We start from the raw sequence: 25224 nt of genomic DNA on the forward strand, positions 1-25224 counted from the left end.
CCTACGTTCGCTGGTACATGCTCTCGATCACATCTTTGTATTTCTTCTCGATGATGTTGCGCCGGACCTTCTGGGTTGCAGTGAGTTCATCGTCGTCCTGGTCCAGTTCCTTGTCGAGGATCCGAAATTTCTTGATCGTCTCCACCCGGGCAAACTTCCGGTTCACTTCTTCGGTCACATTGGACACCAGTTCATAAACCTCCGGCTTCTGCGACAGGTCTTTGAAGGTGGTATAGGGAATCCGTTGATCCTCGGCCCATTTGCCCACGTTGTCGTATTCAATGATAATCAGGGCGGTCAGGTAATTCCGGCCGTCCCCTATGACCACGGCGTCCTTGATGTAGGGGCTCGCCTTGAATTCGTTTTCGATCTCCTGAGGGGAGATGTTCTTCCCCCCGGACGTAATGATGATGTCTTTCTTCCTGTCCGTGATCACCAGGTGGCCATCCCCTGTCAGAGTTCCCACATCCCCCGACAGATACCAGCCATCGACCACCGCCTTGGCCGTCGCTTCCGGATCCCGGTAGTACCCTTGAAATACACCCTCGGTCTTGAAGAGGAGTTCCCCATCCTCTGCAATCCGCAATTCCACTCCCGGAGAGAGGGGCCCAACGGTTTCCACGCGGATATCCTCCGCCTGGTGTACGCTACAGATCCCGGTGCACTCCGTGGATCCATAGAGGTTCCGGATCCTGATCCCAATGGCGTGGAAGAAGGTGATCACTTCAGGAGGTGTAGGCGCTCCTCCGGTGTAGACCTGCCTCACCCGGTTGAGCCCGAAATGCCTCTGAAGGGGATACGCATGGAGGAGATTCGTCAAGCCTTTAAGGAGCCTCCAGTATGGCCCGGAAACGGCACCCCGGCGCGCCCTTTCATAGAGCTGCTTTTCTTTTCTCAAACACCAGCCGTCGATCAGCCGCTTCATGCGGGTTGCATCCCGCATCCGCATGACGTGTCCCGAGTGCATCTTCTCCCATATCCTGGGAACGGCAAAAAAGACCGTAGGCGTGATCTCCCGGATGTTCTCCTGGACGGTATTGAGGCTCTCGGCAAAGTTCACCGTGATGCCGCCGGTCATAAGGGGATAGAGAACGGAAAAACTCCTCTCTGCGATGTGACACAGGGGTAGATAGGACACGATGACGTCTTCCGGCCTCAAAGGCGTGGACGAAAGGAAATTGCGGGCACTCGCGATGGCGTTACGGTGGGAAATCATGGCGCCTTTCGGCTTGCCCGTAGTGCCGGAGGTATAAACCATGAGGGCCGTATCCTCCGGGTTCGTCTGCTCGACGAGCCGGTCGAAGAGACCCGGGTCCTCGCGATCCTTTTCCATCCCTAAGGCCAGGACATCCTCGAAGCTCATGATCAGCGGGCTCGCGTAATTCCGCAGTCCTTTCATATCGATTACGATGACCTTGTGCAAATCGGGAAGGCGATTCTTCACCTCCAGGACCTTGTCGGCCTGCTCCTGGTCACCCACCACCACAAACCTGGACTGACTGTGGTTCAGGATGTATTCCACCTGCGTCGCCACGTTGGTCGGGTAGATCCCCACCACAACGCCGCCCACGCCCTGGGCCCCGATGTCTGCGTAAAGCCACTCCGGCTTGTTTTCCGAGAGAATGCTCACCTTGTCCTCGCGCCCGAGGCCCATGGAAAGCAACCCGAGGCCGCACCATTTCGCCTTTTGGTAGTATTGCTCCCAGGTGATGTTCTGCCAGATACCCAGATCCTTTTCCCTCAGCGCCACCCGCTCCCCGAATCTCCCCGCCGAGGACCTCAGAAGCCTGGGGATGGTCTGTCGATCCATAGTCGTGCTCCCTGATGCCGCTGTCTGCTTATGACTCCTCTCCAAGGTACGCCTCGATCACTTTGGGATGCGTCTGAATATCTGCGGGAGAGCCGTCGGCGATCTTTACACCGAAATCGATGCAGATAATCCTTTTCGATATGTCCATAATGACCCGCAGGTCGTGCTCGATCAGAACGATGGTGGTCCCGAATTCCTCATTGACGTCCAGCACAAACCGGACGATATCTTCGGTTTCCTCCAGATTCATGCCCGCCGTGGGTTCATCGAGAAGCAGCAGCCTGGGCTCCATGGCCAGGGCCCGTCCCAGTTCGACCCGCTTCTGAAGACCGTAGGCCAACTCTCCCACCACCTTTTTCCGGATGGACTCGATCTCCAGAAAATCGATGATCTCCTCTGCCCGTAGACGGTTGGCGACTTCCTCCCTCTGAGCCCTTCCCCAGAAAACCCCACCGGAGAAGACGCCGCCTTTCATAAAGAGATGCCTGCCCAGCAGGATGTTGTCGAGGACGGTCATATTTCTGAAGAGTTCGATATTTTGAAAGGTTCTGGCCATTCCGAGCGTGGCCCGTTTGTGGGGCGGCAGGGGGAGCAGATCCGTTCCCTCGAACGTGATGCTCCCCTCTTGGGGGGCATAGTGCCCGCTCAAGCAGTTGAAAATGGAGGTCTTTCCTGCACCATTCGGGCCGATGATAGAGAAGATTTCGCCGCGAATGACCTCGAAGCTCACCCCGTGCAGCGCGCGAAGCCCGCCGAAGGAAAGGTTCAGGCTTTCAACACGCAGTTGGGCAACCGCACCTGAACGTTCAAGAAAGCCATCGCTTTCTTCTCTTGTAGTGCTTGACGTCCGCAAAGCTTTTCTTCCCTCCTTCCGCCGTTATTCCCAGATAGAACTCCATGACATCCTCATTTTTTCGGAGCCTGGCGCATGGGTCGTCCATGACAATCCTGCCGTTTTCCATGATGTAGCCATGCGCTGCCACCTGAAGGGCCATATTGGCATTCTGTTCGACCAGGAGAATGGAGAGGGCATCCTGCAGGTTGATGCGGCCGATGATCGAAAAGATCTCTTTCACCAAAAGCGGTGCCAGCCCCAGGGAGGGTTCGTCCAGGAGCAGGCACTTGGGGCTGCCCATCAGGGCGCGGCTGATCGCAAGCATCTGCTGCTCGCCTCCGCTCAGATACCCCGCTTTGACATGAAACGTTTTCTGTAGCCTTGGAAAATACCCCAAGGACTTCTCGATGTCCTGTTTCACCCCCTTGCGATCCTTTCGGGTGAAAGCCCCGGCCTTCAAATTCTCGAGGCATGTGAGATCGCTAAACACGCGCCGTCCTTCAGGGACCTGGCAGATCCCAAGGTGGACGATTTTCTCCGGGCTGATGCCGTTGAGGCGCTTTCCGTCGTAGGTGATCTCGCCGCTTTCGATCTCGCCCTCCTGCGACTTCAAGACACCCGATATCGATTTGAGGACGGTGCTTTTCCCGGCCCCATTCGCACCCAGAAGGGTGACGATCTGTCCGTCGGGCACACGCAGAGAGACTCCTTTGACCGCCAGAATGACGTCGTTATAGGTGATTTCGACATTATCCACTTCCAGCATTCTCTTACCCTCCGTGCCTCAGCATCGCATCCCCCGCGACTTGGGACCCAGTCGCGCGCGCTCCACCCGATACCCCATTCGGACCCAATCACAGAGCAGCGGGCGGGTTTCCCTCGGGTCGATGACATCCTCGACGTCGAAGGCCTCTACGGACCGGAACGGAGAGGAATAGCTCCGGTAGGTGTCCTGAAGCTCCTCCAGCAGGGACCCCGGGTCCTCCGCAGCCTCGATCTGAGCACGGTGCGCGGCGTAAACGCCCCCCTCCACCACAATATTGCCCCATTTCGCAGACGGCCAGAAGTAACGCCAGTTTAGACCGCTGTAATCCGTCTGGCTTCCCCCGGCCACGCCGTAGGCCTTGCGCACATAAACAGCGGCATACGGGATGGTTGCCTGGTAAACGGAAAACACCGCCCGTACACCCTTCCGGATCGTCCCGTGCCTCTCGGCCTCCATCCCTACACGAAATCCCGGCTGATCCACAAAATTGACCACGGGAAGGTGAAAGGTGTCGCACATATCCACAAACCGCTGAAACTTTTCCGCCACGTCCCACCCGAAGGATCCGGCCCAGAAACGGGGATCGTTGGCCAAAACCCCGACCGGATATCCATCGAGCCTGGCGAGCGCAGTAATCTGCGCCCTTCCACCCCGGCTGCCGATCTCGAACACGGACTCCCGATCGAAAACAAGCTCAAGAATGCGGCGCATATCGTAGGTCTTCTTCGGATCCCTGGGAATGACGGACAGGAGTTCCTCCTCGCACCGCCCTGAATCGTCCGTTCCATCGAATGTTCGCTCCGGCATCTCCCAAACGCTGAGGGGAAGATACCCGAGGAATCTTCGGACCTGATCGAAGGCCTCTTCCTCGCTCCGAACGACATTATCCACCACGCCGCTGACTCGCGTGTGGACCTTATGGCCTCCGAGTTCCTCTTTGGTCACCTCCTGGCCGAATGCCTGCCGCGCAAGGGCCGGTCCGCCCACAAAAACTTGGGAGATCTCTTCCACCATCACGGAAAAATGGGAGGAAACCATGAGAAGCCCCCCCGATCCGGCCGTGGGTCCCAAGGCCACGGAAACAACGGGAACGAGGGACATGATGTTCACCAGGTCCTTCATGGCCAATTCAGGGAGGGTGGGGAATTTGACGTATCCGATCCTCAGGATTTCTTTGATGCTCCCGCCCGCTCCATCGAGCAGTCTGACAGAGGGAAGCCTCAGTTCCCGGGCCATTTTGAGGACGTAGGCGAGCTTGGCCTTATAAAGATCCCCCACAGACGCTCCCTTGATGGTGAAATCGTCCGCAAGGAGGGTCACCCGCCTCCCCCCGATGGCACCCGTACCGATCAGAAGGGGGCAAGGCGTCAAACCGCGGAGACGGCTCCCTTCGTAGCGCGCGTCTCCGCAAAGCATCCCTCTTTCGCGAAAGGAGTCGGGATCCAGAAGGCGCTCGATCCGCTCCCGGGCCGTCAACTTCCCGAGCTCGTGCTGCCGCCTGACATTGTCCTCGCCGCCCATTCGGCGAGCAAGCCGCTTCCGTTCTTCAAGCTCCTCTATAGCGTCCATCCAGCTCATTTGCCACACCGTCCTCTGTCGTCCAAAAATGCATCACCCTTCGGCAGACCCCTCCAGAAGGGCGAGGAAAGATGCTCCCTCGCTCTGCATCCGTCCCGCCCCTGCGCATCATAAGCCGTACGCGAGAGGTCCAGATCCTCGAATCTTCATCCTGAATCTCATGCACCACGGCCGCAGCCGCTTCCGTGCCCTGCTCTCCACCCGACATCACAGAGCGAGAAACGGTCCAGGAGTGCTTGGACTTCAGGATGAAAAACCGAACGAACCTTTTCGGATACCCAAACGCCCTTCTAAAAAAGCTTCAGATAAAATTTTTCATTTTTACGCTATGCTATATGGAATCCGAGCCCTGCTTGCTTTCCCGTGCCTTCAAGGCCTCGATCTTGTATTGAAATGACTTCGAGATGTGCGTTTTGAGGAGATCCCTGGCCTCCTGATATGCGCCTTTTTCGATGTGTCCAATGATCTGCTTATGATCCTTTATCATTCCCTTCCCGCTCCCCCTTTCAGAAAGCTGAAGGTACTGATACCTCGCAAGGTTCGAGGAAGTCCGCCTGTAAAAGGCGATAATGGCGGGATTTTCGAGCGTCTCGACAAGCTTTGAATGAAACCCGGCCAGCATCTTGCGATACATCAGCAGATCCTGCCAGGTATCCTCAGGCGAAATGTGGAAGGTGCATCGATCTACGGCCGACTTCAATTCCGGGACCTGCGTGATGCCCCGTTTCTCGAGGTATTCGATGGCATACATCTCGACCATGTCCATCACCTGGTAAATCATGCGTACGTTTTCTTCCGACATCAGGCTTACATAGGTCCCCTTCCTGGGGATACTGACAACCAGGTCTTCCCTTTCCAGGATCAGCAAGGCCTCCCTGAGAGGCGAGCGGCTCACGTTCAATATCTCGCACAACTCGGCCTCGTTCAATCGCTGGCCGGGCTTGAGGCTCCCCGTAATAATTTTGACCCTGAGATTTTCGGTTACAGCGTCCCTGAGACCTTTGATTTCCATACTCCTCGATCAAGCCTTTCTGTCGATTAAATATATTCGATTGTCGATTGTATACAAAAATCGAGATCTGTCAACCAAAAAATTCGCGGAAAGACACCCTGGACTCCTTTCCAATAAAAAGGCCCCTTGAACAGCCTAGTTTCCATCCGGAAATGGAAAAAGAATATCGTTCCATAATCCTCGATAAATCTGTACAAATAGCAGAGATTGCCGGGGCCATGCAGACGGCCCCAAGAAAGGAAAAATCGTCTCATGAAAAACAACCGCTACATCGTCATCGTGGGATGCGGGCGTCTTGGGTCCTATCTGGCCAACCAACTCAGCCGTGACGGCGATTCGGTCGTGGTGATCGACAGGAGCGAGTCTGCATTCAGCGGTCTGTCGCCCGACTTCAGCGGTTTCCACATCCTCGGGGATGCCACCCACATGCAGGTGCTGAAAAAGGCCGGGGTGGAAAAAGCGGATGTTTTCATCTCCACGACGGACGAAGACAACGTCAACGTGATGGCGGCCCAGGTGGCGCGGAAGATTTTCGGTGTTCCACAGGTGCTCGCCATAGTGCTCGACCCAAAAAGAGAACATATCTTCGATCAGTTGGGGATCGAAATCATCTGCACGACCTCCCTGTCGGCCCAGGTTATTTTGAGGGCCGTCGTCAGCGGACCGGAGAGGCGCAACGGGACGCAGCCATGAAGGTGCTCATCGTCGGGGGCGGCAACCCCCTCTATTTTCTCTGCCGAAATTTCGCTGCGAAGGGATACGAGGTCGTGATCATCAACCGTGATCCTTCGGAGTGCGTTCAGTTGGCACGCGACCTCCCCGCCGCCACAGTGGTCTGCGGCGACGGCAGTACCCTTGAGATCCTCGAGGAGGCCGGCGCAATGGACGCCGATACCGTGCTCGCGGTCACGCCAAACGATCAGGACAATCTGGTTATCTGCCAGTTGGCTTCCCTTCAATTTGACGTGCCCAGGGCGGTGGCGCTCGCCAACGACCCGGACAATGCCAAAGCGTTTCGGAAATTGGGCGTCTCGGCATTTTCGACGACCAACATCGTCAGCAGTCTGATCGAGCAGTGGGCCTCGCTCGAGCACATCCTCAATCTGATCCCGGTCGGCGAAGGGCGGGTGAATGTCACGGAAATCCTCCTCGAAAAGGACGCCCCCGTAGCCGGAAAATACCTGAAAGAGATCGAGTTGCCCGAAAACGCCCTGATTGCCGTCCTCATCCGCCACAACCGTCCGACCATCCCTCGTGGAGAGAACGACCTGCAGGCAGATGACCGCCTGGTCGTGATCACCATGCCGGAAAACCATCGGTCCGTCATGAAGGCGTTGACAGGTAAACCGGAATAGAAGGATTGTGCGTTGCGGGAAAGAGCCTATCTCAGGCAACGATATGCCGCGATTCTTTGCGCCCTCGGTCGCATCTTCCTTGTGGCCGCCGGTGTGATGCTGCTTCCTTTGTCGATCCTGACAGCCTACCCCGAGGAGGCCGGGCACGCATCCGCATTTATCCTGCCCGCCGGATGCCTCGCGCTCTTAGGCCTTTTTCTGGCGAGGCGCTTCCGGGCTTCCTCCCTTGCCGAACTTTCAGTCGAGGAGGGCGGCGTCATCGTTCTGATCAGTTGGATCGTGGTCATCCTCTTATCTGCGTGGCCGTTCGCATCCCTCCTCGATCTGCCGTTTTCTCGTGCCCTTTTCGAGTCTGTCAGCGGATGGACGACCACCGGGCTTTCGGTCGTCGATGTGGCCCAGGCAGGTCCGTTGATCCTTTTTTGGCGCAGCCTGACGCAGTTCGCCGGCGGTGCGGGGCTGGCCGTTATCATGCTGTCCGCCATCGTCGGCCCGACCGGGGTCGGGATCTCGAGCGCCGAGGGTCGCAGCGAGCAGCTCGTTCCACAGGTCCGACAGTCCGCACGCCTGGTGATGATCATCTACAGTTCCTATGCCGCATCGGGGACACTCGCCTACTGGCTGGCCGGCATGTCGCCTTTCGATGCCGTCAATCACGCCTTTACCGCTGTATCCACCGGGGGATTTTCCACCCGCGCGGCAAGCATCGGACACTGGAACTCAGCCGCCGTCGAATGGGTCACCCTGCCGCTGATGCTTCTCGGAAACCTGAGTTTTGTGACCGCCTGGTTCTTATGGCGCGGCAGGATTCGAATCGTCGTCAGGAGCGGTGAGATCCATCTCCTCGCCCTTCTCATCGCGCCCTCGGTGGCCGCCCTCTTCATCTTCACCTGTCAGTCGATCTATCCCGACCTTGATGAATCGATCCGAGTCGCGGTTTTTCAGACCATCAGCGCCATGACCACCACGGGGTTTTCCACAGTAGGGTACGGAAACTGGAATGGATTCGGGATGCTTCTGCTGGTCATATTGATGCTGATCGGCGGAGGCACGTGTTCCACGGCCGGAGGAATCAAGCAATTCCGGATCTATCTGTTCCTGAGGCTTCTCTTTTGGGAATTGAGAAGACATCTCCTGCCCCGGACAGCCGTCCTCGAGCGTCCGATCTGGGAGGGCGATGAGCGCGTCTTTGTGGATGACCGTATGGTCCGGCAGACAGCGGTCTTCGTCTTCCTTTACCTCTCGACGTGGCTGTTTGGCGTCCTGCTGCTCTGTGCCTGCGGATATACCCTGTCCGATTCGCTCTTCGAATTCGCGTCGGCCATCGGTACGGTCGGACTATCGGCCGGAATCACCTCTCCCGGGATGCCCGATGCAGCCCTCTGGGCGGAGATCTTCGGCATGTTCCTCGGACGTCTGGAGTTCATCGTAGTGATCGTCAGTCTGCTCAAACTCTGCAGGGACATGAAGTCAGCGGCGACAAGAACAGCGAGACGAGAACCAATCAAAATCGTTGACAAATGAACCGGTGACGTTGTTTTCTTGGTCCATCGGGCACAAAGGCAGACTGGGTCCTATCGACTGAAAGGGAATTTTATGGGAATTCGCATCAAAATCCTGTCGGGGTTCCTGATCCTGGTGATCATGCTCGCACTCGCCGGAGGATGGTCCATTTACGAGATCCGTTCCATGGGGGGCTCGGTCAACCGGATTCTGGAGGAAAATTACAAGAGCATCCATGCAGCCGGCACGATGACCGAGGCCCTCGAAAGAGAGGACAGCGCGATGCTCCTCCTTCTCTCAGGAAACGAAACCGATGCCCGCCGGATCATGACGGCCGCGGATGCCACATTTCAGGAGGGATTTAGCATCGCCGAGAACAATATCACCCTGCCGGGGGAAGATAAACTCGTTTCGAAGATCGAAGAGGACTACCGGATCTATCGCTCGTTGTGGCCCAAGGCGGCGGAGGCGCAATCTTCCATCAGCCCGACATGGTATTTCGAGAAGGTGCACCCCGCATTTTTACATCTCAAATCCAACATCGCCGAACTCCGCTCTCTGAATGACGAGGCGATGTACACTGCGGCCTCTCAGCTCGAGGCCCATGCCCACCGGGCGGTGATGCCCGGCATCGTGGCCATCCTGTCTGCGCTGGTTTTCACCCTGATTTTCAATTATTTCGTTCACTACTATATGGTCGGCCCCATCATCCGTATCACCGACGGCGTCCAGAAATCGATGGAAACCCGCGCACCTTTCGACGTGAACATCGAAACCAACGATGAACTCCAGCGGCTGGTATCGGCTCTTCGTAATCTGGTGAACCGATATCAGCAAAAATCGGACTCTTGATGCGGCCGCACATCCTATTCCGCTATTCCGGAATCATCCTGCTCTTCAACAGTGCGTTTCTTCTGCTTTCGAGCGTCATCTCGCTCTATTACCATGATGCCGCGCTGCTGCCCCTCCTTTACAGCTCGCTCATCGCGGGGCTTCTTGGAATATTCCCCATCCTGTTCGTCCCCCCGGCAACCGACATCAGCAACAACGAAGGATTCACCATCGTCGTAGCCAACTGGCTGGTATCCTGCCTGGTAGGTATTCTGCCTTACGTGCTCTGGGGAGGCCCCTTCACCTTGGCCGATGCCTGGTTCGAGAGCGTCTCCGGTTTCACGACAACAGGCGCGACGATCCTCGAGGACATCGAGTCCCTGCCTTGCGGTCTGCTCTTCTGGCGCGCCACCACCCATTGGATCGGCGGTATCGGCATCATCGTGTTCACGCTTTCGGTCATCCCCTCCATGGGGCGGGCGGGCATGGTCCTTTACCGGAGCGAGATGTCCAGTCTGGCGACGGAGTCTTTCCGCTACAGAACCAAAAAGACCCTCCAGATCATCGTCATGACCTATGTCGGTCTTACGCTCGCCGAAACGATTGCGCTTCGTTTCTGTGGTCTGAGCCTCTTCGACGCCGTGACGCACGCTTTTGCCACCATCGCGACAGGCGGTTTTTCGACCAGGAACCTGAGCATCGCCGCGTTTCAAAATCCTGCGGTGGAAATGGTGATCCTGTTTTTCATGCTCGCCTCCGGGCTTCACTTCGGGCTTCTTTTCGCCGCCTTCAAGGGAGAACCCCGGAAACTCCTGAAATCGCCTGTTGCGCGGTACTATACAGCAGGCATGATGATAGGCATCGCCCTCGTCGCATGGGCGGTGCACGGCGACATCTTTCAGAGCTGGGGGGAGTCGCTCCGCTACGGGGCCTTCCAATTGATATCCCTGGGAACATCCACCGGCTTTGCCACTGCGGACTCCGCCGGCTGGCCGGGCTTCGCCCAGTTGATCATGATCTTTTTCACCCTGCAGTGCGCCTGCGCCGGCTCGACTTCCGGAGGCATCAAAACGGATCGCATCCTCATCTTCTGGAAAGGGATCCTCAAAAGGGTGACGATCACCCGTCATCCCCACGCGGTCATCACAACGAGGATCGGCGGTGCCGCCATAGAAGACGACGTCCTGGAGGCCGTCCTTCTCTATATCGGCCTTTACGTGGGAGTCGTCTTCGTGTCCAGCCTGCTGCTTTCAGCCTTGGGAGTGGATGTCATGTCCGCCTTCTCCGGAGCGGCTGCATGCATGGGCAACGTAGGCCCGGGTTTTGGAGCCGTCAGTTCCCTCGGCAATTTCTCCGGGATACCCCAAGCGGGCAAATGGGTCCTCAGTGTCACCATGCTGATGGGCCGGCTGGAAATCTTCGGGGTGATTCTCTTTGTCAGCGCGTGGTCGAGACGATAAATCTCTCCCCTGCCCGCTGGAAAAGTGAATCGAGGCCGAAAGTCGAAAAGAAGGCTTTTAGAAGCACCAATCCCCAACAAACGTGCAACAAGATCGAAACTGGAGTTCTTACACCTTCAATCTCCGGGAAAATGGTCCCATATTCGGGGTCCATCTCGAGGGAGCTTTTCACTATTCTCCCCAGAAAGTGGACTAAACAACTCCACAACTACTCGGGGCGGGATAATCGCTGTTTCGAAGGGGAGTGTGTAGCGCATACTGTGGGGAACGAGAATTTTCGCGCAAAAAAGAAGGGGTCGCGATTTGATCGTAACCCCTTGGAATTTTTTCTGGTAGCGGGGACAGGATTCGAACCTGTGACCTTCGGGTTATGAGCCCGACGAGCTACCTGACTGCTCCACCCCGCGGCAATCTTTACCTTATAACATTCCTGATCCACCTCGTCAAACAAAAAAAACGGCATACGGTGAGCAGCGGGTTTTATCGTCCCATGGGGCGATCAGGCATCCGGCAGAAAAATCGAGAATGTGGTGCCCTGGCCGGGATGACTGGACGCCGATATCTCACCGCCGTGGGCTTCCACCAGTTTGAAGCAGATGGAAAGCCCCAGGCCCGATCCCTTATCCCTGGTGGTGAAAAAAGGCTCGAAGATCATGGCAAGGTCGCGATCCGAAATCCCCCGTCCGCTGTCACTGATCTCGACCCGCACCCCGCGTCTATCCCGCCGGGCCGAAATCTTGAGCGTCCCGCCCTGTTCCATGGCCTCCAGGCCGTTCCCCACGACATTCAAGAAGACCTGCTTCACCTTGTCAGGATCACAAACGATCGTAAGAGGGCCCGATTCACCCTCCAGAACGAACTGGAATTTTCCCGGCGGATGCAAGGCGGACATGACCCCGACCACCTCTGTCAGCATACTGTTGATATCCGTCGGCCTTTTCACCAGCCGATACTGTTTGGTGAAATCCCCCAGATCTGCGACGAGACGCTCCAACCGGCCGATCTCCTCGAAAATGAGATCGAGCTTCCGCACCGCCTTTTCGTCGGAAAGGGTCTTGCGGATCTGGCGCGAAAAACCGCCGATAATCATCAACGGATTCTTGATCTCATGGGCCACCTGGGCAACCGTCTGCCCAACCGCGGCCAAGCGCTCGTTCTGGAGGAGTCTTTTCTCCATCTGCATTTTTTCGGACACATCGCGGAGAATAGCGGTGTAGGTGGGCTCGTTGTCAATCAACTGGTAGGAAATCCCCATCTCGACCGGAAATGCCTCGCCTCCTTTGCGAAAGGCCGACAGAGACAGAGGTCGGCGCAGGTGTTTGGACTTCTTCGTAGACAGGAACCGTTTCAGTTCGGGGTAATCCTCCGCATGCTGGGGGGGTATGAGCAACCCGATTTCCTTCCCGAGCACCTCCCGCCTGCTGTAGCCAAAAAGCCGGCATGCGGCATCGTTGAAGTGGATGATCCTCTGATCGGCGTCAAAGCTGACAATCGCATCCATCGCCGTCTCCAGGATGATCCGGAAATTCTTCTGGGATGCCTTGACCCTTCGGATCAACTGTCGGCGCGCGGTTTCATCCCGCGTAATCTGTACGAAATAGCGGGGGATACCGCCCTGCCCGCGCACCGGGTAGACGAGGCGAACGATCTCGCGCATCCTCTCCCGCCGGGTGTCAAAGACCCGGTTGACCACCTCGACACGCTGTCCCGATTTGCGGGCGCGCTCCAAATGACAGGCATCCGTCCGGCAGGCCCGTTCGCTGCAAAAACCCGAGGCGACCTCGTAGCATTTGCGGCCCATCACCTGCTCCTTCGGCAGACGCAGCCGCCTCAGGAAGCTCAAGTTGGCGTCCCTGATCACAAAATCCGCGTCCACGACCATGATCTCTTCCTGAATCCCTTCAAAAAGGGTCTTCAGAACCAGATCGGTGACACCGGCACCCCTCATGTCAGCCGCTTCTTTATCGGCGAAACGGTCCGACACCCCGTTTGCGGATGAATAAAACCGATCATTTTCATCACTCATGATACATCGGCCCCAATCTCGGACAGTAAAAGACATAATGCCGGCCGAGGATGGCAAACATGGCATCGGTGCCCTCGCGAATCCGCTGGTAGAGCTCCTTCATGGTGACAGCACGATTCAGGGAAGCCCGATAAACGGACGCGTCGTGCAAAGCACGGTCTATAGGCAGCAGCACTTGATCGAGCGGCCCATACCAGTGCAGTTGCAGTTTATCCTTCATCTCGAAAACCTTGCGGTAAAGATCCCTGAGGATGTCGGTCCGCAGAATGGGATTCACCTGGTTGATCAGGCAATCGAGAAGGCCGACAAGGTAATAGGCCTCCCGCATCCTGTCCTCCTCACCCCGCAAGGCGCACATCCCCCGGATCGTATACCCCACACCCCCCTTCAGGGTAAAATGAGGCGGCAGGACCCCGACATTCCGGCTTTCGGGGAGATCCGGAAAACCCAGCTCATCCTCCCATCGATCCGCAACCTCGCGCAGCATCTGGACAAAATGGGAGCTTTCCCAGTGCCCCTTCCGGAATTCCCACGGTTTGGCTACGAGCGCGTTGCGGCGCAGCAGCGGCGCCTTGAAGGGCAATCGTATGAGTTCTCCCATTCTTGTCCCTGTCGGCCGGTCTGGATTTTGCGCACCGAAGACTGCGAGTACGTCTGACCTTGGCGTCCCCTCCGCAAATCGCCCCCTCCGTCAAAAAACCCCCGGAAAGCCGCCTTCGACCCCTGCCTTCTCCCTCCCAACCGGCCGGCGGCTACGGTCGCGGATGATGCTTTTCGTGCACGGCCTTCAGCCGCGCCCTGGTGACGTGGGTATAGATCTGGGTGGTCGAGATATCCGCATGCCCGAGCATGATCTGCACCGATCTCAGATCCGCCCCGCCTTCGAGCAGGTGGCTGGCAAACGAATGTCGCAGCACGTGGGGGGTGATCTCCTTCCTGATCCCGGCCCGCCGTCCATACTCCTTGATGAGCTTCCAGAAGCCCTGCCGCGACATCCGCCCCCCCCGCATGTTGAGGAAAAGATAGGGGCTGTTGGCCCCTTTCCGAAAACTGGGGCGCCCGTTTTGCAGATAGCTTTGAACAGCCTCGACGGCGCGCATGCCCAGCGGCACGAGCCTCTCCTTGGAGCCTTTGCCCATCGTGCGCAGAAAACCGCCCTCGAAATCGACCAGAAAGGTGCGCAGCTGGATCAATTCCGATACCCGCAGGCCGGCGGCGTAGAGCACTTCCAGCATCGCCCGATCGCGCAGCCCCTTCGGCGAGCGCCCGTCCGGGGCAGCGAGCAGCGATTCCACTTCAGTCTGGCTCAGGATTTCCGGAAGTCTGCGCCGCATCTTGGGCAGATCGATGAGCCTCGCCGGATTCCCGGATATCACCTTCTCCCGCACCAGATACTTCAAAAAGACCCGGATCGCTGAAACATGGCGGGCGACACTCCGGAAAGAAAGGGATCGGCCAAGCTCGGCAAGGTACCCGTCAAGGTCCTCCCGAGTCAAACCCCTGAAAGACACACGGCGGGTCTTCAGGAACTGGTTGAAGCAGCCGAGATCGTGGGCGTAAGCCTGAACGGTGTGGTTGGAAAGCCCGCGCTCGAACTCCATATGGATCAGAAACCGGTCTATCCACTGTTCCGCGTCCATGGCCTCCACCTTTCGCAGAGCTGATGTCCGAAAGCACCTTTTAATAAAGGGCGTCGCGACCTCTGCCGATTTGCGGCCGTTTCCCGGGTTGGCGGCCCGGGATCCCGCCGACCGGAAAAGCGGCCGGCACCGGCGCAGATCAGGACATCGCCGCCGCTACCCCTGAAAATCGTAGTACCGCGCGTTGGGGGTTAGAATCCTGGCGCCGCCGGCCTCTATCAGAACCATTTCCTCCAGACGTACACCGCCTTTCCCAGGCAGATAGATCCCGGGTTCGACCGTCACGATCATCCCTTTCTCAAGGGTGACCGGGCGCAGGGGGCTCAGTCTGGGGCCTTCGTGGGTTGCCAGGCCCACCCCGTGACCAAGGGCGTGCCCGAAAAAGGGCCCGTAGCCCGCTTCGGCGATAATCCGCCGGGCCGTCGAATCGGGATGATCGCTCTGCACGCCCGGCCGAACCTCCCTCAGACCAGCCAGCTGCGCCTGCCGAACGACGGAGTAGACCCTGCGGAAGACCTGGTCGGGCTCGCCGAGAAAAACCGTCCGCGTCATATCGGAGCAATATCCGTCCAGGCGCACCCCCATGTCGAGGACGATCGGTTCGCCGGACTGCAGCCGCCGGTCGGAAGGGACGGCGTGGGGCAAGGCCCCGTTCGGCCCCGAGGCGACGATCGGCGGGAAGGCGACCCCCTCGGCGCCGGCCTCCGCGGCCATCCCCTCCATCATCCATGCCACCTTGCGCTCGGTCAGCCCGGGCTTGAGATTTTCGATCAATTCGTTTACAATGGACCCTATCAATTTGCCTGAAGCTTCCATGGCCGCGATTTCATCAGAATCCTTGACTTCGCGCATGGCCTCGACCAGCCCTCCCAAAGGGGTCAGGCTCACGGATACCGTGCCGTCAAGGGCTTGACTGACCTTACGGTAGAGGCCCCACGTCACCTGGTCCTCTTCGAATCCGAGATGTCCGGTCGCCATCTCCCGCAGCAAGGACGGGAGAAGGGTGTGAATGCCGTTCTTGACCTCAAGCACCTCGAAATCGGGCGCCTCGTCCCGCGCCTGCACGAGGTACCGGGAATCGGTCAGGAGCAGGCAGCGGTTCCCGTCGATCAGCAGCGACCCGGAGGATTCATTGATCTGTGGGTCATCCGCCTTGAATCCAGACAGATAGCGGCGGTTATGGGGCTGTGAAACCCAGGCCGCGTCACACGGGGTCTTTTCACGGAGGCGCCGGCGAAAGGCGTCCAGGCGTTTTCTGTAAGGGCTCTGAGTCATAGATACCTTCGAGGCGGCGGGCAGGTTTGCAGTTCGGTTGCACCTTCAAAACAACTTCAGGATAACAAAGAAAAGAAGTCAATGCAACGATGGACCCGGACAGGGTAAAAGGCTGCAGCATTGCCGGTTGGGTTGAAATCGGACCGGATTGCACTCGGCCTCCACCCAAAAACCGGCCCTCGGATGATCATCCGTCTCAATTCACCCGGTTCGTGCCCGTGGAGCCCTGGAAACCGTCTCGATGCAGGTCGCCGCAGAAGCATTTGTGCGGACTGACGCCGAGATGGTCCAAAAAGGCGCCGGATGGGGACTGCCTCGCGCGCAACCCTGAAATGGAGCATATCAGCAAAAAGCGGAACATGAAAATTAAGCTTGAAACTCAAAATTGAGAACTTGAAATACCGGACTTGAAGATTACTTTCTGAATCCAAGCACGGAACCCGAAAACCCCCTTAGCCTCAAACGGACCCGACCGCCCATGTACGAAGGCCAGATCATCGAGTACATCGACCAGGGGAAATTCATCTGTACGCTGTGCCTCCAGGACCGCGGCAACCGACTCCATCTCCTGACCGCCTACAACCGCGAAGTCAATCTTTCTCACAAACGGACCCTGCTGGTCTCCAGCCGCAGCATCGACCCGTCCCGGCCGCGCGAAGAACTGCTGGACATCCTGAAACAGACGGAAGACACCCGCGACCGGCTCAAACAGGAGATAGACGTAAAGTATCTCTGGGAGTTGGTCAAGGACGAAAAGGAGAGCTTCAGCCACCGCTATCTGGCGGAGCTCGTCTTTGGAGAGGAGGCGCGGGACGACCATATTTCGGCCCTCATGCGCGCGCTCTTCGAAGATCACCTGTTTTTCAAATACAAGGACGGCCGTTTTCTGCCCCAAAGCGGGGAGCGGGTCGAGCAGATCATCCAACAGCAGGAAGAGGAAGCGCTGAAAGAAGAACGCCTAGCCAAAGGCAGCGTCTGGCTCAAGAAGGTCCTTTCCGGCGATCCGGCCACGCCTCCCGACAGCAGCGATTTCCTGGTGGACCTCCTCGAGCAGGTGGCGCTTTGGGGAGAGGAAGCGCAGGATCTCAAGTACGCGAAAGAACTGCTTGCGAGAGCCGACATCAAGGACATTCGCCAGGCCCGAAACATCCTGATAAAACTCGGCATCTGGGAAGAACACCAAAACCTCGATCTTCTGCGCTCCCGGATCCGGAGCGGCTTCAGCACAGAAGAATTCGCGGCCGCCTCGGAGGTGGCACAGGGACCTTTCGATATCGGAGGTCGCGAGGATCTGACCGGACTTCATACCCTGACCATCGACGGCCTGTACACCGAGGATTACGACGACGCCCTGAGCCTCGAGAAGCTTGACGGGTTTTATGAGCTGGGCATTCACATCGCCGACGTCGCTGCCATGATCGCGCCGGATACGCCGCTCGACCGCACGGCCGCGGAAAGGGCTTCATCCCTCTACCTTCCCCGCCGGCAGGTCCCTATGCTGCCTCCCGATCTCTCACAGGACACCCTGAGTCTCAAAGCAGGATGCGACCGCCCTGCCCTCTCGCTACTGGCAAGGCTCGACACCGAAGGGAACCTGATCGATTTCGCGCTCAAACCAAGCGTCATCAGGGTAAAAGACCAACTGACCTACGAATGCGTCAACGCGCAGTTGGAGGAGGACCCCCGTCTGCAGGATTTGCTCCATCTGAGCAGGCGCTTCCGGGAAATCCGCCATGCCCGGGGTGCACTCAACATCTCCCTGCCCGAAATCGACATCGTCTTCGACGAGGCCGGAGAGGTCCAACTCTCTCTCATCGACCAGGACACGCCCTCGCGCATGATCGTAGCCGAAATCATGATCCTCTACAACTGGCTCACCGCGCGTTTCTGCATCGAACACGAGATTCCGACCCTTTTCAGGACCCAGCCGGAGCCGAGCGAGAAGGTTCCTCTGGAAGAGAAGGATTACCTTTTCTATGTCTTTCAGCAGCGCCGAAAACTCGCTCCCCTGCAGATCCAGACAGCCCCAAAACCGCACTGCGGATTGGGGGTGGACGCTTACATCCAGGCCAGTTCCCCCATCCGGAGATATCTCGACCTCGTGGCGCAACGCCAGCTCTCGGCCTTCCTCCTGGAGCAGCCCTATCCCTACGATGCCAAGAAACTGGAGGAAATCCGCCTGTACACCGATCCGCTGATCCGGGAGATTGGAAAGATCAAGCGCAGCCGCCTCCGTTACTGGATACTGAACTCCTTTGCCCTGAACCGCGGAAAAACCTACCGGGCCATCGTACTCGACGAACTGAAGAGCAAATACCGGGTCGTCCTGAGGGAATCCCAACTGATCGCCGAAATCAGGAAGGCGAACGGAAAGATCTTCGAAGCGGGGCAGGAAATCCTCGTGACGGTCGGCAAGGCCGATCCGTGGGAAGACATCCTCGAGCTCAAGGTAGCCGAAAATCAGTGATCCATTTCAAGCCGATCTTGCCCTCAGGGCCTCCCGAACACCCGCTCGAAGATCGTGTCCACGTGCTTTAGGTGATAGTCCAGATCGAAAAGCCCCTCGATCTCCTCCGGTGAAAGGACTCTCAGAATGTCCGGGTCCTGGAGCAGCAGCCCCTTGAAATCCTGCCCGGTTTCCCAGACCTTCAGCGCGTTGCGCTGCACGAGGACATAGGCGGCCTGCCTCTCGAGGCCCTTTTCGGCCAACTGGACAAGGACCTGCTGGGAGAAGATGAGCCCCCTGGTCTTGTGGAGATTCTCGAGCATCCGGTCGGGGTGCACCACCAGCCCGTCCAAAATCCCCTTCAAACGGTGCAGCATGTAATCGATGAGGATCGTGCTGTCCGGGCCGATGACCCTTTCGACGGAGGAATGGCTGATGTCCCGCTCATGCCAGAGGGCCATGTTCTCCATGGCCGCCAGCGCGTTCGTCCTCACCAGGCGGGCCAGGCCGGAGACGTTTTCGCAACCGATCGGATTTTTCTTGTGCGGCATCGCCGAGGAGCCCTTCTGCCCCTTCGCGAACGGCTCCTCCGCCTCCAATACCTCGGTCCGCTGGAGATGCCGGATCTCGACCGCGATCTTTTCGAGCGTCCCGGCCAGAACCGCAAGGGCCGAAAAATACTGGGCGTGCCGGTCGCGCTGCAAGATCTGGGTGGAAACCTCGGCCGGCTTCAGGCCAAGCAGGCGGCAGGCCCTGGCCTCCACGGACGGCGAAACGTTGGCGAAGGTCCCCACCGCCCCCGAGAACTTCCCACAGGAGATCACTTCCCGGGCCTGCTCGAGGCGCAGCCGGTTCCGCTGCATCTCTGTGTACCAGACGCAGAGCTTCAGCCCGAAGGTGATCGGCTCGGCGTGAACCCCGTGCGAACGCCCGATCATAACGGTCTTCTTGTGCTCCCGGGCCCGCCTTTCGATGACCGCCGCCAGCGCGTCGACCCCGCCGAGGATGCGGTCCATGGCCTCGCGCAGGAGCAGGGCCAGGCTCGTGTCGAGGACGTCCGACGAGGTCAGCCCCAGATGGATAAAGCGCGAGTCCGGCCCCACGTGCTCAGCCACGTTCGTCAGAAAGGCAATCACGTCGTGGCGGGTCTCCTCCTCGATCTCGAGGATGCGCTGCACGGAAAAGCCCGCCTTCTCACGGATGATGTCGAAGGATTCACGCGGAACGATCCCCTCTTCACTCATGGCCTCGCAGGCCGCCAACTCCACATCGAGCCATTTTGCGTACCGATTCTCGTCGTCCCAGATGCGCCCCATTTCAGGGCGCGTATACCGGCTGATCATTCTATCGTTCCTCCCCTGTCAAAATTGCCCCCGCCCATACGGCCCATCAGATATCCGCAGGCCAGCCCTCGAGCGGACACGCGGCGCAGTTCGGCCTCTTGCCGCAGCAGGTCTTGGCCGTCCGCACGATGAGGGCGTGAAATTCATTGTAAAGCGCCGCATCCTGCGGCAGGTGGTCCATGAAACAGGCCTGCATCTCGTCGTAGGTCGCCTCTTCGGAAATCAGCTCGTGCCGTCCTAGAATCCGATGCGTGTAGGCATCCACCACGAAGACGGGTCGTCCGGCCGCGTAAAGGAGGATGCTGTCGGCCGTTTCGGGCCCAATCCCCTTCACACCCAGAAGCGCCTCCCGAAGCGCCCCGGTCTCCTCGCTGAAGAGCAGATCCAGATGACCCGTGGAGCGCTGCCGGATGAACTCCGCCAGATTCTTGAGCCGCCTCGCCTTGATATTGTAATAACCCGCCGGGCGGATGGTCTGCGCCAGTTCCTCGAAGGGAATCCGGCCGAGCGCCTCGGCGTCGATGAGGCTTCGGGCCTTCAACCCTTCGATCGCCTTCTCGACGTTCCGCCAACTGGTGTTCTGCGTCAAGACGGCCCCCACCATCATCTCCAGGGGGCCCTCCGCAGGCCACCAGTGCTGCGGGCCGAAAGACGCCGCCATCCTCTCGTACATCGCCATCAGGATTGCTTCCATACCCACTTTCCCGGGACCTCCTCTGGTCATCTCTCTCTGAAACAACCGCCCCCCAGCCTCAGCCCCACCACGGCCGGTCAACCTGGAAGACCGCTCTCAAGCCCCGGGATGCGTCTCCCTCCCGCGGCCGGCCAACCCGGGAAGACACGGGTCAACTGCTTGACAGCCATAGAAAGATACCGTAAAATGAGTGGTTGTGTCAACGCCGCCAAGGGGCTCCTCCCCCGGCACACCCTTTACATCTCACATGCTTGCGAACATTGCCGCCCGGCCGTGACGGCCCTTTTTTTCGCACGAATGCTCATGAACGTTTTTGCACACAGGATCTGAATCCATGCCGATTGCTCAGCATCTGAACACCACACGCAACATCGGGATCATCGCCCACATCGACGCCGGCAAAACGACCGTGAGCGAACGGGTGCTTTTCTACACGGGCCGCCTGCACAAGATGGGGGAAGTCCACAACGGTGAAGCCACCATGGACTGGATGCTCGAAGAGAAGGAGCGCGGCATCACCATCACCTCCGCCGTCACCTCCTGCCTCTGGCACAACCACACCATCAACATCATCGACACGCCCGGGCATGTGGACTTCACGGTCGAGGTCGAGCGCGCGCTCCGGGTGCTCGACGGCGCCATCGGCGTTTTCTGCGCCGTCGGAGGCGTAGAGCCCCAGTCCGAAACCGTGTGGCATCAAGCCAACCGCTACAAAGTCCCAAAGATCGCCTTCGTGAACAAGATGGACCGCGTCGGAGCCGATTTCAACCGCGTCGTCGAGATGCTCCGGAAACGGCTGGGCGCGGCGCCGCTCGTTCTGCAGATCCCCTGGGGCGCTGAAGACCGCTTTCGGGGCGTCATCGATCTCGTGCGGATGAAGGCCGTCACCTGGGAAGACGAATCCCTGGGGGCGCAATTCATCGAAGGCCCCATCCCCGAGGAATTCGAGGAAGAGGCCCTGGCACGACGCGACGAACTGCTGGAGACGCTGGCGGACAAGAACGACGCCATCATGGAAAAATACCTGGCCGAGGAGGAAGTCCCCGAAGCCGACCTCAAGCAGGCGATCCGCAAGGCCACGATCCAGCTGCAGCTCGTCCCCGTCTTCTGCGGAGCGGCGCTCCGCAACAAGGGCATCCAGCCGCTGCTCGACGGCATCGTCGATTTTCTGCCCTCTCCCCTCGATATCCCACCGGTGGAGGGCATCGTCCCGCTCACCGGAGAATCCGTCCAATGCCCGCCCAAGGCCAAGGCGCCGATGTGCGCTCTGGTCTTCAAGGTCATGATGGACCAGGGCCGCAAGATGAGCTACCTCCGGGTCTACTCGGGAACTCTCTCGGCCGGCGACACGGTCTTCAACCCATCCCGGAACACCCGCGAAAAAGTGGCCCGCCTGCTTCGGATGCACGCCAACAAGCGCGAGCGGATCGACAGCGCCTCGGCCGGGGACATCGTCGCAGCCATGGGGCTCAAGCTGTCGAGCACCGGGGACACCCTCTGCGACGAAAACCACCCCGTGCTCCTCGAGTCCATCCGCTTCAACGCCCCGGTCATCAGCATCGCCATCGAACCCAAGAAGGTCCAGGACCAGGACCGTGTGATGGACGGCCTGGCCAAACTGGCCGACGAAGACCCCACGTTTCGCTACCATGTAGACGAAGAAACCGGCCAGACGATCGTTTCGGGCATGGGCGAACTGCACCTCGAGATCATCCTCGGGAGGCTCAAGCGCGAGTTTCTGGCCGAGACCAACCAAGGCAAACCCCAGGTGGTCTACCGGGAGACCATCACCGAAACCCTCACCCACCGGGAGGTCTTCCAGCGCGAGCTGGCGGGCCAACAGTACTACGCTGGCGTCACCATCGAGGTCTCGCCGCTTCCCCGCGGGACTGGAAACCGCTTCGCGGACCGATGCGACCACCCGGGTTTGACCGACGTCTTTCTGGAAGCGATCCGCCAGGGCGTCGACGAGGCGGAGGAAAGCGGGGTCCTGCTGGGCTACCCGGTCATCGATGTGCAGACGGCGCTCCTCCAGGTCGACATCAAGGAGAACGTGTCGGATGCCATGGCCTTCAAGGTCGCCGCAGCCATGGCCTTCCGGAACGCCTGCAGCCAGGCGGGGCCGCTCGAGCTCGAACCGATCATGAAGGTGGAAATCCTTGTGCCGGATGAATTTGTGGGCGAGGTCATCGGCGATCTGAACACCCGCCAGGGCAGGATCGAACAGATTCTGAGCGAGGGGGCGGTCCAGGCCCTGATCGCCCGCGCACCCCTCTCGAGGATGTTCGGCTATTCAACGGCTCTGCGCTCGGTCTCGCAGGGCCGCGCCAATTTCACCATGCAGTTCAGCCACTACGACAAGGCCTGATCCTCCGCGGCCCGGGCCGAGAAAAAACATTTCCGCCCCCGGGCTAGGCCGGCCGAAAACGGGGTTTGCGCTTTTCCAGAAAGGCCCCGACGCCTTCATGCCCGTTCGGATGATCCCCGCACCGGGCGAGCATCTCGCGCTCGCGCTCGAGCTGCACCTCGAAGGGGTTGCCGAAGGACTCGAGCAGGAGTTGCTTCGATGCGGCAAACGAGTTCGAGGAGCGTGCCAGGATATCTTCCATGACCTCCAGGGCGCGGGCGGCACTCCGACTCTCCTCAGCGACCTCCGTCACCAGCCCCCAATCAAGCGCCTTTTCTGCGTCGATCGGCGCATCGAAAGTGACGATCTCCATGGCCTTCGCCAGGCCGACGATACGCGGCAGGGTGAAAGTTCCGCCGCCGTCGAGGCTCAGGCCGTTGCTCGTGTAGGCCTGCCGCAGCAGGGCCGACCGGTCCATAATACGGAAATCGCAGGCCAGCGCGAGCGAGAACCCTCCCCCGGCTGCCAGCCCGTTCACTGCGGCGATCACAGGTTTGGGCATCCGCCGGATCTCCAGGACGGCCTGATGAAAGCGGGCCGCGAGCTCGTGAAAGGCTGCACCGTACCGCCCTCCGTACCCGGCGATCCAGCGCAGATCCCCTCCGGCGCAAAAGGCCTTCCCGCGTCCTGTAACAATCAGGCCACGGACATCCTCCCGGCCGGCGAGGGTGACCAGCTCATCCGCCAGGCGCTGGACCATGGGGAGGTCGAAGGCGTTGTAAGCCTTCGGGCGATTCAACTCGACGATCCCGATGCCGTTCTGCACCTGCAGCATCACGGCAGCCGATCCTGTCTCCATCGTTTCGGAGGGCGCTTCTGTACTCACCATTTCCGTCTCCTTCTTCAACCTGGGCTCAAACCGCAAAGGCAAACACATCTGCGGCGTTCCCGCCGGTGATTCGGTGCAGGGCTTCATCGGAAAGTCCGGCCGTTTTCATCTCCGCCAGATACCGGGACGGCTTCAACAGGGGATAATCGCTGCCAAGCAGGATCCGATCCCAGCCGATGATCTCCCCGGCGATGCGGTAGATGGCCGGCTCATACAGATAGGGTGAGGCCGCCGTATCAAACCAGACATTGGTGAATCGCCCGCGGACCTCCTTCTTCATGAGGGCGTAAAAAAAGATCCCTCCGCCCCAATGCGCCAGAACGATGCGGTTTTGCGGATAGGCCGCGATGAAACCGTAGACCTCCGCCAGGGTCATAGGCGCCTTGCCGGGATAATAATGGCCCACAGGCTCGTTGACGTGCATGAGGAGCGGGGCGTCATGGGCACGACAAATCTCCATGACGCTGGACAAGCCACGGGTCACCGCCTCCGTCAGGCCCCCTCCGTACACCGCCAGCTCACCGATTCCCCTCAGCCCGGCCGCAAAACACCTCTCCGCCTCTCGGGCCGCGCCCGGGGCCGTCGGAGAAAAACAGCCGAAGCCGATCAGACGATCGGGGTAGCGCCCGACGGCCTCGATGATGTAGTCGTTGTGGGTCTTGTAAAACGCTTCCCTCTCCCAGGGAAATCCGAAGATCACGGATTTCCGGATCCCGCCCTCATCCATGGCCTGAATGATCTCCTCGACCCCGGCCAGCCGGGCCTTCGGCGACTCGTAAAGGGTTCGGAAACCGTCCTCGCCCTCGAAAAGAGGAGTGCGGTCCCGCGCAAACTCAGGCGGAAACAGATGGGTATGAAAATCGATCATGGTTCCAACAGCGGCTTCAGCGCCCTCCGCAGGGCATCGGGGTTGTAGCCCACCACCTTGTCCCGAATCTTACCGTTCCGGTCGATGACGAACATGGTGGGGATGGCGGGATTTTCCTCCGTGAAGTAATCCTTGATCACCCGATCGTTGTACCGGACAATCGGGTAGTTGATCTTGTATTTTTCGCCGAATGCCTTGAGATAGGCGTCCTTGAACTGGCGTTTGTCGTCCACGGACACGCCCAGGATTACCAGGCCGTCCGCCTGGTGATCCTGCTGCAGTTTCACGAGTTCCGGGATGGAAAGACGGCACGGGGGGCACCAGGTCGCCCAGAAATCGAGGAGCACGATCTTGCCGCGGTACTGCTCCAGCGATATCTCTTTTCCTTCCAGATCCGGCAGGGAAAAAGAGGGCGCTGCGACATCCGCCCCGGCTTCGGATTGAAACGGAACACAGAGGAGGCAAAACACCAGGACCTCCAGCAGCACCTTGAAGGTTTTGATCTTTTTCGACATGAACCCCCCTTATTTTTCGGCCTTGCCCGCG

At 59.0% G+C, this 25224-nt stretch carries 21 protein-coding genes and 1 tRNA gene; 7 read left to right on the plus strand and 15 right to left on the minus strand.

What is annotated here, in order from left to right:
- Position 1: 1 nt before the first annotated feature.
- The 5 genes from ACZ500_RS11935 to ACZ500_RS11955 all read right to left on the minus strand — a co-directional run bounded on the left by ACZ500_RS11935 (position 2) and on the right by ACZ500_RS11955 (position 6001).
- Positions 2–1810, minus strand: a complete 1809-nt coding sequence (locus tag ACZ500_RS11935; protein WP_464232702.1) for an AMP-dependent synthetase/ligase — start codon at positions 1808–1810, stop codon at positions 2–4.
- Positions 1811–1838: 28 nt separating this feature from the next.
- Positions 1839–2594 carry an ABC transporter ATP-binding protein gene (locus ACZ500_RS11940; RefSeq protein WP_464233041.1) on the minus strand — a complete coding sequence of 252 codons (756 nt, stop codon included), beginning with the start codon at positions 2592–2594 and terminating at the stop codon, positions 1839–1841.
- A 22-nt stretch (positions 2595–2616) separates the two neighbouring features.
- Positions 2617–3411: an ABC transporter ATP-binding protein gene (locus tag ACZ500_RS11945; protein WP_464232703.1), complete on the minus strand. Its 795-nt coding sequence runs from the start codon at positions 3409–3411 to the stop codon at positions 2617–2619.
- A gap of 18 nt (positions 3412–3429) precedes the next feature.
- Entirely contained in the window at positions 3430–4989 is a 1560-nt protein-coding gene (locus ACZ500_RS11950) for an acyl-CoA carboxylase subunit beta (RefSeq protein ID WP_464232704.1), read from the minus strand.
- Between the two features lie 331 nt (positions 4990–5320).
- The gene (locus ACZ500_RS11955) at positions 5321–6001 is read right to left on the minus strand and encodes a GntR family transcriptional regulator (RefSeq protein WP_464232705.1); all 681 of its coding nucleotides are present in this window, start codon (positions 5999–6001) and stop codon (positions 5321–5323) included.
- Positions 6002–6253: 252 nt separating this feature from the next.
- Between ACZ500_RS11955 and ACZ500_RS11960 the strand changes: the two genes are divergently transcribed.
- The 5 genes from ACZ500_RS11960 to ACZ500_RS11980 all read left to right on the plus strand — a co-directional run bounded on the left by ACZ500_RS11960 (position 6254) and on the right by ACZ500_RS11980 (position 11150).
- Entirely contained in the window at positions 6254–6694 is a 441-nt protein-coding gene (locus ACZ500_RS11960) for a potassium channel family protein (protein ID WP_464232706.1), read from the plus strand.
- The gene (locus ACZ500_RS11965; RefSeq protein ID WP_464232707.1) at positions 6691–7356 is read left to right on the plus strand and encodes a potassium channel family protein; all 666 of its coding nucleotides are present in this window, start codon (positions 6691–6693) and stop codon (positions 7354–7356) included. Before ACZ500_RS11960 ends, ACZ500_RS11965 begins: the two co-directional genes overlap by 4 nt.
- Before the next feature lie 12 nt (positions 7357–7368).
- Complete coding sequence (locus ACZ500_RS11970) at positions 7369–8880, plus strand: TrkH family potassium uptake protein (RefSeq protein ID WP_464232708.1); 1512 nt, start codon at positions 7369–7371, stop codon at positions 8878–8880.
- Between the two features lie 72 nt (positions 8881–8952).
- Positions 8953–9711, plus strand: a complete 759-nt coding sequence (locus ACZ500_RS11975) for an MCP four helix bundle domain-containing protein (protein ID WP_464232709.1) — start codon at positions 8953–8955, stop codon at positions 9709–9711.
- Entirely contained in the window at positions 9711–11150 is a 1440-nt protein-coding gene (locus tag ACZ500_RS11980) for a TrkH family potassium uptake protein (protein WP_464232710.1), read from the plus strand. The genes ACZ500_RS11975 and ACZ500_RS11980 overlap by 1 nt, the downstream gene beginning before the upstream one ends.
- Before the next feature lie 330 nt (positions 11151–11480).
- Here ACZ500_RS11980 and ACZ500_RS11985 read toward each other — a convergent pair.
- The 5 genes from ACZ500_RS11985 to ACZ500_RS12005 all read right to left on the minus strand — a co-directional run bounded on the left by ACZ500_RS11985 (position 11481) and on the right by ACZ500_RS12005 (position 16091).
- Positions 11481–11557: transfer RNA gene (locus tag ACZ500_RS11985), tRNA-Met, on the minus strand.
- 92 nt (positions 11558–11649) lie between these two features.
- Complete coding sequence (locus tag ACZ500_RS11990; RefSeq protein ID WP_464232711.1) at positions 11650–13176, minus strand: two-component system sensor histidine kinase NtrB; 1527 nt, start codon at positions 13174–13176, stop codon at positions 11650–11652.
- Entirely contained in the window at positions 13169–13777 is a 609-nt protein-coding gene (locus ACZ500_RS11995; protein ID WP_464232712.1) for a hypothetical protein, read from the minus strand. Before ACZ500_RS11995 ends, ACZ500_RS11990 begins: the two co-directional genes overlap by 8 nt.
- A gap of 151 nt (positions 13778–13928) precedes the next feature.
- Positions 13929–14816 carry a site-specific tyrosine recombinase XerD gene (gene xerD / locus ACZ500_RS12000; RefSeq protein WP_464232713.1) on the minus strand — a complete coding sequence of 296 codons (888 nt, stop codon included), beginning with the start codon at positions 14814–14816 and terminating at the stop codon, positions 13929–13931.
- Between the two features lie 156 nt (positions 14817–14972).
- Positions 14973–16091, minus strand: a complete 1119-nt coding sequence (locus ACZ500_RS12005; protein ID WP_464232714.1) for a M24 family metallopeptidase — start codon at positions 16089–16091, stop codon at positions 14973–14975.
- Between the two features lie 478 nt (positions 16092–16569).
- On the opposite strand from ACZ500_RS12005, the gene ACZ500_RS12010 reads away from it, so the two are divergent.
- Positions 16570–18558: a ribonuclease catalytic domain-containing protein gene (locus ACZ500_RS12010; RefSeq protein ID WP_464232715.1), complete on the plus strand. Its 1989-nt coding sequence runs from the start codon at positions 16570–16572 to the stop codon at positions 18556–18558.
- A gap of 23 nt (positions 18559–18581) precedes the next feature.
- Here the strand turns inward: ACZ500_RS12010 and purB are convergent, their stop codons facing one another.
- Both purB and ACZ500_RS12020 read right to left on the minus strand, forming a co-directional pair.
- Positions 18582–19880, minus strand: a complete 1299-nt coding sequence (gene purB / locus ACZ500_RS12015) for an adenylosuccinate lyase (protein ID WP_464232716.1) — start codon at positions 19878–19880, stop codon at positions 18582–18584.
- A gap of 46 nt (positions 19881–19926) precedes the next feature.
- Complete coding sequence (locus tag ACZ500_RS12020; protein WP_464233042.1) at positions 19927–20574, minus strand: endonuclease III domain-containing protein; 648 nt, start codon at positions 20572–20574, stop codon at positions 19927–19929.
- A gap of 334 nt (positions 20575–20908) precedes the next feature.
- Between ACZ500_RS12020 and fusA the strand changes: the two genes are divergently transcribed.
- Complete coding sequence (fusA, locus tag ACZ500_RS12025; RefSeq protein ID WP_464232717.1) at positions 20909–22942, plus strand: elongation factor G; 2034 nt, start codon at positions 20909–20911, stop codon at positions 22940–22942.
- 43 nt (positions 22943–22985) lie between these two features.
- Here fusA and ACZ500_RS12030 read toward each other — a convergent pair whose 3' ends face one another.
- From ACZ500_RS12030 to ACZ500_RS12040, 3 genes are read right to left on the minus strand one after another with little or no spacing between them, the layout of a single operon-like run.
- Entirely contained in the window at positions 22986–23810 is an 825-nt protein-coding gene (locus tag ACZ500_RS12030; RefSeq protein WP_464232718.1) for an enoyl-CoA hydratase/isomerase family protein, read from the minus strand.
- Between the two features lie 25 nt (positions 23811–23835).
- Positions 23836–24678, minus strand: a complete 843-nt coding sequence (locus ACZ500_RS12035) for an amidohydrolase family protein (RefSeq protein ID WP_464232719.1) — start codon at positions 24676–24678, stop codon at positions 23836–23838.
- Positions 24675–25193: a TlpA family protein disulfide reductase gene (locus ACZ500_RS12040; RefSeq protein WP_464232720.1), complete on the minus strand. Its 519-nt coding sequence runs from the start codon at positions 25191–25193 to the stop codon at positions 24675–24677. The genes ACZ500_RS12035 and ACZ500_RS12040 overlap by 4 nt, the downstream gene beginning before the upstream one ends.
- Positions 25194–25224 lie beyond the last annotated feature (31 nt).

This window comes from Desulfatiglans parachlorophenolica, assembly GCF_055394735.1.